Annotated in this window: 8 protein-coding genes; 6 read left to right on the top strand and 2 right to left on the bottom strand. The window is 70.4% G+C overall.

The window, feature by feature from the left end; genetic code table 11:
• Nucleotides 1–80 precede the first annotated feature (80 nt).
• The 5 genes from ACOTKD_RS21585 (at nt 81) to ACOTKD_RS21565 (ending at nt 6680) form a co-directional block, all read left to right on the top strand.
• Complete coding sequence (locus ACOTKD_RS21585) at nt 81–1562, top strand: cytochrome P450 (protein WP_424890770.1); 1482 nt, start codon at nt 81–83, stop codon at nt 1560–1562.
• Nucleotides 1559–2659: a cytochrome P450 family protein gene (locus ACOTKD_RS21580; RefSeq protein WP_424890632.1), complete on the top strand. Its 1101-nt coding sequence runs from the start codon at nt 1559–1561 to the stop codon at nt 2657–2659. Before ACOTKD_RS21585 ends, ACOTKD_RS21580 begins: the two co-directional genes overlap by 4 nt.
• 105 nt (nt 2660–2764) lie before the next feature.
• Nucleotides 2765–4816 (top strand): APC family permease, encoded by a 2052-nt coding sequence (locus ACOTKD_RS21575; RefSeq protein ID WP_424890631.1) that lies wholly within the window; start codon nt 2765–2767, stop codon nt 4814–4816.
• A gap of 100 nt (nt 4817–4916) precedes the next feature.
• On the top strand, nt 4917–6245 hold the full coding sequence (locus ACOTKD_RS21570) for a class I SAM-dependent RNA methyltransferase (RefSeq protein ID WP_424890630.1): 1329 nt from the start codon (nt 4917–4919) through the stop codon (nt 6243–6245).
• Nucleotides 6246–6548: 303 nt separating this feature from the next.
• The gene (locus ACOTKD_RS21565; protein ID WP_424890629.1) at nt 6549–6680 is read left to right on the top strand and encodes a hypothetical protein; all 132 of its coding nucleotides are present in this window, start codon (nt 6549–6551) and stop codon (nt 6678–6680) included.
• 618 nt (nt 6681–7298) lie between these two features.
• Here the strand turns inward: ACOTKD_RS21565 and ACOTKD_RS21560 are convergent.
• Both ACOTKD_RS21560 and brxD read right to left on the bottom strand, forming a co-directional pair.
• Nucleotides 7299–9455 (bottom strand): DEAD/DEAH box helicase, encoded by a 2157-nt coding sequence (locus tag ACOTKD_RS21560; RefSeq protein WP_424890628.1) that lies wholly within the window; start codon nt 9453–9455, stop codon nt 7299–7301.
• A 53-nt stretch (nt 9456–9508) separates the two neighbouring features.
• The gene (gene brxD / locus ACOTKD_RS21555) at nt 9509–10861 is read right to left on the bottom strand and encodes a BREX system ATP-binding protein BrxD (protein WP_424890627.1); all 1353 of its coding nucleotides are present in this window, start codon (nt 10859–10861) and stop codon (nt 9509–9511) included.
• A gap of 282 nt (nt 10862–11143) precedes the next feature.
• Here brxD and ACOTKD_RS21550 point away from each other — a divergent pair, with 282 nt between their 5' ends.
• Nucleotides 11144–12091, top strand: a complete 948-nt coding sequence (locus tag ACOTKD_RS21550; RefSeq protein ID WP_424890626.1) for a restriction endonuclease — start codon at nt 11144–11146, stop codon at nt 12089–12091.
• Nucleotides 12092–12157 lie beyond the last annotated feature (66 nt).

The following is a 12157-nucleotide window of genomic DNA, read 5'->3' as shown; positions in this document are numbered from 1 at the left end:
AGGACTACCAGGGGTATCAGGAGTACCAGGAGTACCAGGAGCACGCCGACGGGGCCTGGGCCCCTGGGCCCCCCACCCCCATGTACGGGCCCGACTTCGCCGCCGACCCGCACGCCGTCTACGCCCGGCTGCGCACCCTGGGCCCGGCCGCCCCCGTGGAGCTGGCCCCCGGCGCCCGCGCGACCCTCGTCACCGACTACCGGGCCGCGCTCGAAGTGCTCCGCACCCCCGAGATCTTCGGCAAGGACGCCCGCCGCTGGCGCGCCCTGGCCGACGGCCGCGTCGCCCCGGACAACCCCGTCGTGCCGATGATGGCCTACCGCCCCAACTGCCTCTTCTCCGACGGAGAGGCCCACACGCGGCTGCGCCAGGCCGTCACCGACTCCCTCGCGCGCATCGACCCCAACGCCCTGCGCGGCTACGTCGAGCGCAGCGCCGACACCCTCATCGACCGCTTCGCGGGCCTGGGCGAGGCCGATCTGCTCGGCGCGTACGCCAAGGTGCTGCCGCTGCTGGTCTTCCAGCAGCTCTTCGGCTGCCCGCCGGAGCTCGGCGACCGCCTCGTGGAGGGCTTCTCCGGCATCTTCGACGGCGTCGACGCCGAGCGCGCCGACGCCCTCATCACCAGCAGCCTCGTCGAGCTCATCGCCCTCAAGCGCGAGCAGCCCGGCGCCGACATGACGTCCTGGCTGATGGCCCACCACGCCCGCCTGAGCGACGAGGAGCTGATCCACCAGCACGTCGTCCTCATCGGCGCCGGCACCGAGCCCCAGCAGAACCTCATCGCCAACGCCCTGCGGCTGCTGCTCTCCGACGACCGCTTCGCGGGCGACCTCGCGGGCGGCAGCATGCCGGTCGAGGACGCCCTGGACGAGGTGCTCTGGCTCGACCCGCCGATGGCCAACTACGGCGTCCACTACCCCGTGCAGGACGTCGACTTCGGCGGCGTGCCGCTGGCCGCGGGCGAGCCCGTCGTCGTCAGCTTCGCCGCCGCCAACACCGACCCCGCGCTGCTGACCACCCGGCGCACCGGCAACCGCGCCCACCTCGCCTGGAGCGCCGGCCCCCACCACTGCCCGGCCAAGGACGCGGCCCGCCTGATCGCCGCCGTCGCCGTCGAGAAGCTCCTCGACCGGCTGCCGGACCTCGAACTCGCGGTCCCCGCCGAGCGCCTCGTCTGGCGGCCCGGCCCGTTCCACCGCGCCCTGACGGCGCTGCCCGTACGCTTCCCCCCGGCCCCGCCGGCCGGCCCGCGGCCCGCACCCGTGCACGACCTCTCGGCCGTGCGCCGCCCCGGGCCCGGCCCCGTACCGCCGTACGAGCCGCACGAGCCGTCCCGTGCCCAGTCCGCCCCGTCCCCGCAGCAGGCCGACCTCCCTGGAGACAGCCGATGGAACGCAAGCCCAGCACGGACCGCCGGCCCGGTGCCGTCCCGGTTCAGCCCGCCCCCCTCCGGATCGACGCCACCGGCAGCGACATCCACGGGGAGGCCGCCCGGGTCCGCGCCCGCGGCGCGGCGACGCCCGTGGAGCTTCCTGGGGGAGTGGTGGCGTGGGCAGTGACCACCCAGCCGCTGCTGAAGGAGCTCCTGACCGACCCGCGCGTCTCGAAGGACCCCAACCAGCACTGGCCGGCCTGGATCAACGGCGACATCTCGCCCGAGTGGCCCCTGTTCACCTGGGTCGCGGTGCGGAACATGTTCACCGCCTACGGCACCGACCACAAGCGGCTGCGCTCCCTCGTCGCCAAGGCCTTCACCGCCCGCCGCACCGCCGCCCTGCGCCCCCGCATCGAGGCGCTGACCGCGGACCTCCTCGACGGCCTGGCCGCGACCGCCCCCGGCGAGACCGTCGACCTGCGCGAGCGCTACGCGTACCCGATCCCCATCCAGGTCATCTGCGAGCTGTTCGGCGTGACCGACCCGGAGCTCCGCGAGGGCCTGCGGGACTGCGTCGACAGCATCTTCCACACCTCCGCCGACCCCGCCGAGGTCACCGCCACGTACGCCCGGATCTACGAGCTGCTCGGCGCCCTCGTCGCCGCCAAGCGCACCGCCCCCGGCGACGACATGACCAGCGTGCTGATCTCCGCCCGCGAGGAGGACGGCTCCCGCCTCAGCGAGCAGGAGCTCCTCGACACCCTGCTGCTGGTGATCAGCGCCGGGCACGAGACCACCGTCAACCTCCTCGACAACGCCGTCCACGCCCTGCTCACCCACCCGGACCAGCTCGCCCTGGTCCGCTCGGGCGCGGCGAGCTGGGACGACGTGATCGAGGAGACCCTGCGCCACCGGTCCCCCGTCGCGAGCCTGCCGCTGCGCTACGCCACCGAGGACATCGAAACCAGTGCGGGCATCACCCTGCGCAAGGGCGACGCGATCCTCGCCGCGTACGCCGCCGCCGGCCGCGACCCTGAGCTGCACGGCGCGGACCCGGACCGCTTCGACGTCACCCGGGCCGTCAAGGACCACCTCGCCTTCGGGCACGGCGTCCACTTCTGCCTCGGCGCGCCCCTCGCCCGGCTGGAGGCGGCCGTCGCCCTGCCCGCCCTCTTCGACCGCTTCCCGAGGATGCGGCTCGCGGTCGGGGAGGGGGAGCTGCAGCCGGTCGAGTCGTTCATCTCGAACGGGCACCGGGCGCTGCCGGCCCTGCTGCACTGAGGGGAGCCTTCCCGCCGGGAGGGAGGGTGCGGTGTATGCCACATTTCCCTCCCGGCGGGGAGGGGGATGGGCCTGTTCCATACGGAGCCCTTACGATCCTCTGTTGTGTCCAAACTGACCGACCTGCCGAAACGGATCCTCATCGGCCGGGCGCTGCACAGCAGCAAGCTGGGAGAAACCCTTCTCCCCAAGCGCATCGCCCTGCCCGTCTTCGCCTCCGACCCGCTCTCCTCCGTGGCGTACGCGCCGGGCGAAGTGCTCCTCGTGCTCTCCGCGGCAGGCGTGTCGGCCTACCACTTCAGCCCCTGGATCGCCGTCGCGGTCGTCGTGCTGATGTTCACGGTGGTCGCCTCGTACCGCCAGAACGTCCACGCCTACCCCAGCGGCGGCGGCGACTACGAGGTCGCCAACGTCAACCTCGGCCCGAAGGCCGGCCTGACCGTCGCGAGCGCCCTGCTCGTCGACTACGTCCTGACCGTCGCGGTCTCCATCGCCTCCGGCATCGAGAACCTCGGCTCCGCCATCCCCTTCGTCATCGAGCACAAGACGGCCTGCGCCATCGGCGTGATCGTGCTGCTCACCCTGATGAACCTGCGCGGCGTCAAGGAGTCCGGCAAGCTCTTCGCGATCCCCACGTACGTCTTCGTGGGCGGCGTCTTCGTCATGATCGGCTGGGGCGCCGTCCGCGGCCTCTTCATGGGCGACACCATGAAGGCCCCCACCGCCGACTTCACGATCCACGCCGAGCACCAGGGCCTCGCGGGCGTCGCCCTCGTCTTCCTGCTGCTGCGCGCCTTCTCCTCCGGCTGCGCCGCCCTCACCGGCGTCGAGGCCATCAGCAACGGCGTGCCGGCCTTCCGCAAGCCGAAGAGCAAGAACGCCGCCACGACGCTGGCCCTGATGGGCGGCCTGGCCGTGACGATGTTCTGCGGCATCATCGGCCTGGCCATGGCGACCAACGTCCGGATGGCCGAGAACCCGGCCACCGACCTGCTGAAGAACGGCTCGCCGGTGGGCGAGGGCTACACCCAGAACCCGGTGATCTCCCAGGTCGCCGAGGCGGTCTTCGGCAGCGGCTCGTTCTTCTTCGTCGTGCTCGCCGCCGCCACCGCGCTGGTCCTCTTCCTCGCCGCCAACACCGCGTACAACGGCTTCCCGCTGCTCGGCTCGATCCTCGCCCAGGACCGCTACCTGCCGCGCCAGCTGCACACGCGCGGCGACCGGCTGGCGTTCTCGAACGGCATCGTGCTGCTGGCGGGCGCGGCGGCCGTCCTCACCTACCTCTACGGCGCGGACTCGACGAAGCTGATCCAGCTCTACATCGTCGGCGTCTTCGTCTCCTTCACCCTCAGCCAGACCGGCATGGTCCGGCACTGGAACCGCCACCTGTCCACCGAGACCGACCCGGCCAAGCGCCGCCACATGATCCGCTCCCGCGCGATCAACACCTTCGGCGCCTTCCTCACGGGTCTGGTCCTGGTCGTCGTCCTGCTGACGAAGTTCACCCACGGCGCGTGGGTCGCCCTGCTCGGCATGGTGATCTTCTACGCGACGATGACGGCGATCCGGAAGCACTACGACCGGGTGGCCGAGGAGATCGCCGCCGACGAGGGCCCGGGCGACGAGACCGTCCGCCCGTCCCGCGTCCACTCGATCGTCCTCGTCTCCAAGATCCACAAGCCGACGCTGCGGGCCGTCGCCTACGCCAAGCTCATGCGCTCCGACACCCTCGAAGCGCTCAGCATCAGCGTCGACGCGGCCGAGACCAAGCTGCTGCGCGACGAGTGGCAGCGCCGCGGCCTCGACGTCCCGCTGAAGATCCTCGACTCGCCGTACCGAGAGATCACCCGGCCGGTCATCGACTACGTCAAGAGCCTCCGCAAGGAGAGCCCGCGCGACGTCGTCAGCGTCTACATCCCCGAGTACGTGGTCGGCCACTGGTACGAGCACCTGCTGCACAACCAGAGCGCGCTGCGCCTGAAGGGCCGCCTGCTCTTCACGCCGGGCGTCATGGTCACCTCGGTGCCGTGGCAGCTCGACTCGTCGGAGGCGGCGAAGCTGCGGGCGCGCAAGCGGGCGGAGTGGAACGCGCCGGGGTCGGTGCGCCGCGGCCCGGTGAGCCAGCCGAAGAAGGAAAAGGCGTCGGCGAAGAAGTAGCACCGCTGACCCGGTGAATTCGCAGGTGGGGTGGGACGGCCCGTAGACTGGACGGCTGTCCCGCCCCACTTTTCTCTTTACCTCTCTGGAGCCGACCACCATGCAGAACGCCCCGCAGGAATCGCTGGTCGGCGAGGAGTACGAGGTCGAGGTCGGCCCGGTGGCCCACGGCGGCCACTGCGTCGCCCGTACGGAGTCGGGCCGGGTCCTCTTCGTCCGCCACGCACTGCCGGGCGAGCGCGTCATCGCAAAGATCACGGAGGGCGAGTCGACGTCCCGCTTCCTGCGCGCGGACGCGGTGCAGGTGCTGGAGGCGTCGAAGGACCGCGTGCCGGCCCCGTGCCCCTTCTCGGGGCCGGGCAAGTGCGGCGGCTGCGACTGGCAGCACGCGAAGCCGGGCGCGCAGCGCCGCCTCAAGGGTGAGGTGATCGCGGAGCAGCTGATGCGCCTCGCGGGCCTGACGCCGGAGGAGGCCGGCTGGGACGGCACGGTGATGCCGGCCGAAGGCGACAAGCTCCCGGCGGGTGAGGTCCCGGCCTGGCGCACGCGGGTCCAGTACGCGATCGACGCCGAGGGTCACGCGGGCCTGCGCAAGCACCGCTCGCACGAGGTCCAGGTGATCGACCACTGCATGATCGCCGCGCCGGGCGTGAGCGAGCTGGGCATCGAGAAGCGCGAGTGGCCGCAGATCGCGACGGTGGAGGCCATCGCCGCTTCGGGCTCCGCCGACCGCCAGGTCATCCTCACCCCCAAGCCGGGCGGCCGCCTCCCGATCGTGGAACTGGACAAGCCGGTCTCGGTCCTGCGCATCGGCGAGAAGGACAAGCAGGTCCACCGCGTCCACGGCCGCCCCTTCGTCCGCGAACGCGCCGACGAGCGCACCTACCGCGTCGGCGAGGGCGGCTTCTGGCAGGTCCACCCGCAGGCCGCCGACACCCTGGTCAAGGCCGTCATGCAGGGCCTCATGCCCCGCAAGGGCGACATGGCCCTCGACCTCTACTGCGGCGTCGGCCTCTTCGCCGGCGCCCTCGGCGAGCGCATCGGCGAGAAGGGCGCGGTCCTCGGCATCGAATCCGGCAAGCGCGCCGTGGAGGACGCCCGCCACAACCTCCAGGACCTCGACCGCGTCCGCATCGAACAGGGCAAGGTCGAACAGGTCCTCCCGCGCACGGGCATCAAGGAGGCCGACATCATCGTCCTCGACCCGCCCCGCGCCGGCGCCGGCAAGCAGACGGTCCGCCACCTGGCGTCGCTGGGAGCCCGCCGCATCGCCTACGTGGCCTGCGACCCGGCTGCCCTGGCCCGCGACCTGAAGTACTTCGCGGAGGAGGGCTACAAGCCGGCGACGCTGCGCGCGTTCGACCTCTTCCCGATGACGCACCATGTGGAGTGCGTGGCGATCCTTAAGCCTGCCGCAAAGGACCTCTGACCTGCGGTTTTACCTGGTGTGCATTATGTGCGCTATGGGGGCGTTAGGGGCGAAATTCTGACGCTGAAATGACGCTCTCCTGACGCTCGTCGGGAGGGTGGCCAGAGGGCACAAAACCGCCCGTCGACCGGGCTTTGAGTCCGGTCGGCGGGCGGTTGTGTTGGGCAGGGCGAAGGGCCTGCCCAGGGTGCACGACGCTGTTCCCGAAGTCCTTTGACGTGCGCTCACGCCTCCGGAAACAATCCTGTCCTCGCGGATCGTTGTGACCCGCGAGGGCAAGGGGGACGGGTGTCGAGTCTGAGGTTGTTCAACGTCGCGGGTGGCAGCGCGGCAGAGGTGGTATCGGCCACGGCGGTGCGTGAGCGGCATCTGCAGGAGCTGGTCGAGAGGAACATGGAGGCGCTGTTGGGCGTGCGCTTCCTGCCGTTACCTTGAGGTTGCTCAATGGGGAAGGCCCAGACCTGGGACGATGCGATGTGGACAGTGTCCTCGACGCCGCGAAACGAGAGGCTGTTCCAGGGACAGAGATTGCGTGCCCGGATGCTGCCGTATCGGCTCGCCGTCGTCGACCACGATGTCAGACGTGTAGCCGTGGCGAGGGCAACGCATGCCATACAACTCGGATCAAGGCGCCCGCCGGCCCGCGTAGAACGCTTCAATTGCCGGAGCGATTACGTCGGGGTTCTGATCGCCGGAAAAATCGGGAGCGGGGCCGTGACAGGCATCCAGGACGTGAAGAGCCAGGTGCACGGTGTGCTGGGTGGGCTCGGACTCCTCGTCGCGGCGCCCGTCGTAGGTACCGAAGCCGATGGCGGCTGCGGTCGTGAGCCAAATAGCCGACGGTGATGGTCGTCCGGCGCGCCCCTGGGGGACTGCCGATGAGCAGGGTGAACCAGGCCGCGAGGCCCCATATGACCATGGCTGACTCTGCCCCGCTGGGCCGCAGGGCACTGGCATGGCCGACGATCAGCTGCCTTCGACCCAGGCAGAGTGCGCAGCCAGTGCCGGTGCTGCGGTTGTTGCTGAGGACCGGCAGGCCGCGTGCCTGGTTGCTCAGGTGCCCCATTCCACCCGTACCGGCTCGCGGGCCACGGCGAGGGCACCGTCGAAGTCAGCGAGGCGTTCGGCGAGGGTGGTGGTGGCGATGCGGGGAGGGAGGGCCGCCGAGAACTTCAGGCCGCGGACGGCGCGCGGGTCGACGGTGGGCAGGGTGAGGGAGTCGGGGAGTTCGGCACGGGCCGTCTTCCAGTCGGTGGGGGAGAGATCCTGGCGGAGCCTGATATGGGTGTCGGTCGGGCGCTGCACCGGGTCGGCGAGGTTGCCGAGGGAGGCGGCGAGAGTGGCGTTGGCGCGATAGCCGGCCCAGGTCCACCAGCGGGCGGCGTCCGCGTCGTGGACCAGCAGAGTGCCTGCTGGGTGTACTTCGTGGGGTGCGCGGTCCATGCGGAGTTCGGCGAGGGCCGCGGTGGCGCGGCGGGTGAGGCGGACGTCGGGGTCGGTGCCGAGGAGGACGTCACGCATGGCACGAGTGAGGACGTACGACAGGCCACGGGCTTCGCTGCCCTGCCATTTGGCGATGCCGCCGTCCTCAACGGGCTCGACGAAGGCACGGCGTCGGGCCCAGTCAATGAAGGTGATCTGCCAGCTGCGGCCGGCCAGCAGCAGACGGCGCGGGCCCTGGCGTTCCTCCGTGAGGACGGTGGGATCGGTGGTGCCGATCTCGGTGCGGCCGGCGAGCACGGTGAACTCGGGAGGTGCGGTGAAGGAGGCGGTCAGCTCCATGAAGTGCCGGCGGCCGAAGTGCTTCTCGGCCTCGGGGCCGATGAACAGCATGCCGCCGTCGTTGTCGAGGAAGCCGCCTGCGACCAGGTGGGACAGGATGGGCGCGGCGGACCGGTCGAAGGGTGTGAGGCCGTTCCACTGCTCGGGCCACAGACGGTCTCCGATGCGGTGTTCCTGCAGGGTGACGGCGAGGAGTTGCTGTGCGACGAGGTGGCGGGGTGAGGGTGGCGGGGTGGCGGGTTCCACCCAGCCGCGGGACCACAGGGTGAGCAGGCCGGCGGCTTGGAGCAGGGTGTCGGGCCGGGTGGCGAGGAACAGGCAGTTGCGGGAGGTTCCGGTGCGGCGTCCGGTGCGGCCGATGCGCTGCAGGAAGGAGGCCACGGTGCTGGGTGAGTCGATCTGGATGACGCGGTCGAGGTCACCGACGTCGATGCCGAGTTCGAGAGTGGAGGTGGAGACGATGACGCAGTCGCGCGCTTCGGCGAATGCTTGCTCGGAGCGTGCGCGTTCATCAGTGGAGAGGGAGGCGTGGGAGAGGAACACGGTGACGTCACGGGCGCGTAGTGCCGCACCGAGTTCTTCCACCTGCTTGCGGGAGTCGCAGAAGACGAGCCGTTTCTCGCCCCGGTGCAGGGCGGAGATCACCTTGGCGGCGTTGGCGAGTGATCCGACGTAGTCGATCTCCACCTCTCCTGCGGGACGCGGGGGTTCGGTGCCGCTGGTGGTGCCGTTAGCGGCGGGCAGAGTAACGCCGGGGGCGACGACCCGGCCGAGGCGGTCGGCAGGGCGCGCGCCCTGGAGCCACGTGAGCAGGGCGTCAGGGTTGCCGACCGTGGCGGACAGGCCGATGCGCTGGATGCGATGGCCGGCCAATCGCTCCAGACGCTCGAGTACGGCGAGCAGGTGCCAGCCACGGTCATCCCCGGCGAAGGCGTGCACCTCATCGACGACGACGGCACGCACCCGGCCCAGCATGTGCGCGTGGTCGGTCTTGACGCTGATGAGCATCGCTTCAAGGGACTCGGGTGTGGTGAGCAGGAAATCGGGGGAGTCGATGCGGATGCGACGGCGTACGGACTCGGGGGTGTCGCCGTGCCAGAGAGCAGCTCGGCGCCCCAGCCACTGGGCGTAGCTGTCGACCCGGTGCACCAGGTTGTTCAAGAGCGCCTTGAGCGGGGCCAGATAGAGGACGGAAGTTCCGGTCCAGCGTTTCTCTCGCATGGCGGACAGCAGCGGGAAGGTTGCGGCCTCCGTCTTCCCGCCCGCTGTCGGCGCGAGAAGGACCGCGTCCTCGCCGTCCATCAGTGGATGCACGGCGGCCTTCTGCAGAGGGCGCAGATCGGGCCACCCGAGCGTGTTGACGATGTGGTGCAGGACTACCGGGTCGAGGCGTTCCACCGGGTCGGCGTCGCACCGTTGCTCCTGCACGTCTGTGACTCCTGCGCTGGTCGTCAGAGTTCGGGACTTCGGAAAATGGATCTTCAGAGTTCGAGTTCGAGGTCGTCCGCCGAGGCGGCCGGTGCGGGCGCGGCGAAGTTCCGTTCGGTGGAGGTGAGGTCACCGCTGCCCACGGTCAGCTTGTAGTGAGTGCGCGGGTCGAAGTCGGGGAACTGGTCGATTCGGTCGAGTACGTCTCCTACCAGCTTCTTCAGGTACAGCCGCGGTGCCACTCCGACCTTTCCGCCGAGGGCTCCGCCCACGGCCCGCGCCAGGTCGGTGAGGTACGCGTCGTCGGCGAGCTGCCTGATCCGGTCGGGGGACTGGGAGCCTTCGGCATACAGGTCACGGATGGTGGCGCCCAGGCCGGTCAGTGATGCCTCGGTGAATCCGGGCAGCCGGATCTGGACGGCCCGGGGGTTGTCGAAGCGGGGGTCGGTGGTGAAGTCGGTGGCGAGACGCTGGGCGAGCGGCGCGAGTCGCTGTACTCCCTGCTGTCCGTCGTAGAAGGCGGGCGTGCCGGTGATGACGAGGTACAGGCCGGGGAAGCGGCCGGAGTGGACCTCGTCGATGAGCTGCCGCAGCGCGTTGAGGGCCTTGTCACGGGCGTCGGAGCGGACCCGTTGCAGGGTTTCCACCTCGTCCAGGACGAGGACGAGTCCGGCGTGCCCGGCGTCCCGGAGCACGGTGAGCAGGCCCTGCAGGAAGCCGAATGCGCCGAAGTGGTCGAGGTCGCCTCGGACGCCTGCGCCGCGCCGGGCGGCCGCGGCGACGTGCGGCTGGCCGCCGAGCCAGGACATCACCGCAGCGGCGGTGGCCTCGTCGCCTGAGTCCAGGGACTGCTTGTATCCGCGCAGGGCGGTGGCGAACGCGGGGGCTTGCCGGGACACCTCGGCCAGGCGGGCGGTGAGCAATCTGTCCACGGCCTCCGGCAGCTCGCTCTCGCCCGCGCCGTCGGCGAGCGCGTCCTCCTCCAGCGCATAGAACCAGGCGTCGGCGACCGGGCGCAGGGCGCTGGGCGGGAAGCTCGCGGTGGTCAGGCGCTCGGTGAGCCGCCGGTAGACAGTCTCCAGCTTGTGCAGTGGGGTCTCGGTCTCCGACACCTGCACCTCGGCCACGGCGAAGGTGCGCCTTTTGGCGCGCTCGCCGAGCCAGCGGGTGAAGAAGGTCTTGCCGGAGCCGTACTCGCCGCGCACGGCCTTGAACACCGAGCCGCCGGCGGCGACGGTGTCCAGTTCCTCGTCGACTGCCTGCTCGAAGCGCCCGAGTCCGGTGGCGAGCAGGTCGAGACCGCTCTCGGGGACAGCTCCGCGCCGCAGGGCGTCCACCACGGCCCGTCGTCGCACGGCGCCGACCGGGGCGGCGGTCCCGGATGCTGAAGATCCAAACGCGTTCACCCAAACAGTCTCCCATTCGGCCGCCGCATACGAATCGCAGCGCGAGGACGAACAGGGTCGGCTGCAGCACGCGAGCCACGGCGACGAGTCCGGTCGAGTACGGCTCCGGCCAGGCCACGCCTGACATGGCATCACCTAGGCTTTTCCTCGGCGTGGAACACCCGAGGGGGGACCTTGAGTATCGATTCGAGCACTGCGCGGCCGACCACTCGCCGACCGGCTTCACCGGGGCCGGAGTTCGGGCAGGCCCTGATCCCCGGAACAGAGACAGGTACCGAGGGCATGCGTCAGCGGCTGATGATCCTGCAGGGCAGGCTGGAACGCTGCGCCACGGTGCTGCACGCTCACAAGGAGATCGCCACCCGCGCCCCCCGGACCGATGCCCTTGCTCTCGGCCTGGTTCAGGATGATCAACGCCTCCTGCGCGACGTGCAGCAGTGTGACGACGAAGCTGGCGAAATCGATGACGCGCTCATCGAATTCTTCCAGGAGCTCATGGCGGCTGACCTGAAGTCGGTCCGGCGCCGGAAGGAAGCCGAGCGCCTTTCCGGCCGGATCGGGGTCTCGCCCCCGTACTCGCCCGGTTGGAACTCGACGGACGAGATCTCGGAGACCTTCGCTCACGCCTCGTCGCCGCTGCTGAGGGCGGAGGGTGGGAGCCTCTTCAAGCCGACCGCCTTGTTCGTCAAGCGCTACGCCGATCACGCGACGTTTACCCGCACCATGCGCAAGGACGTCACCTTGTGGTTGGCGGCGCTCTGGGAGGTGGTCATGGAGGCCCTCGACGGCCCCCTTCTCCAGGAGCCCACGTTGATGGACTTGGAGGGGATCGACGAGCTGCACCACAGCCAGTTCGAGCAGCTGATCGCCGACCTCCTAGACCGCGACGGATACCGCATCATCCGCTCGGGTGGGGGTGCCGGCGACATGGGCGCCGATGTCCTCGCGGCCGACCCCCTCGGGCGGTTCGTGATGGTGCAGGCGAAGCACTTCACCGGCGGTGGTGGTTCGGTGGGCCAGCCCGTCGTGCAGCACTTGTACGGTGGGGCCATGGCCACGCACCCCTCGACGTTGCCCGTCGTCGTGACGAATGGAAGGCTCACTGGCGGGGCGAAGGGGTGGGCGGCGGAGCACTTCCGGGCGCGGCTGATCGGCCGCGAGGAGTTGCGGCGGTGGGCGGAGAACGGGGAAGGCTTGGAGTCGGTCCTCAAAGGCACCGGGCCCGCATAGAGATTGCACCCGTCTCAACATGCGGGTGCCCCGCTCCCGATGGCCTCCTGTGTCAAGAAAGCAACG

Origin of the sequence: Streptomyces sp. XH2 (assembly GCF_049725035.1) — a bacterium.
In the GTDB taxonomy this organism is placed as follows: Bacteria; Actinomycetota; Actinomycetes; order Streptomycetales; family Streptomycetaceae; genus Streptomyces; species Streptomyces roseoverticillatus.
The sequence above is the reverse complement of the archived record's forward strand: the minus strand, read 5'-3'. Positions and strand labels throughout refer to the sequence as shown.

Coding starts and splice junctions, on each gene's coding strand:
- ACOTKD_RS21570 (WP_424890630.1), top strand. CDS start 4,917: ATGCAGAACGCCCCGCAGGAATCGCTGGTCGGCGAGGAGTACGAGGTC.
- ACOTKD_RS21585 (WP_424890770.1), top strand. CDS start 81: ATGTACGGGCCCGACTTCGCCGCCGACCCGCACGCCGTCTACGCCCGG.
- ACOTKD_RS21550 (WP_424890626.1), top strand. CDS start 11,144: ATGCGTCAGCGGCTGATGATCCTGCAGGGCAGGCTGGAACGCTGCGCC.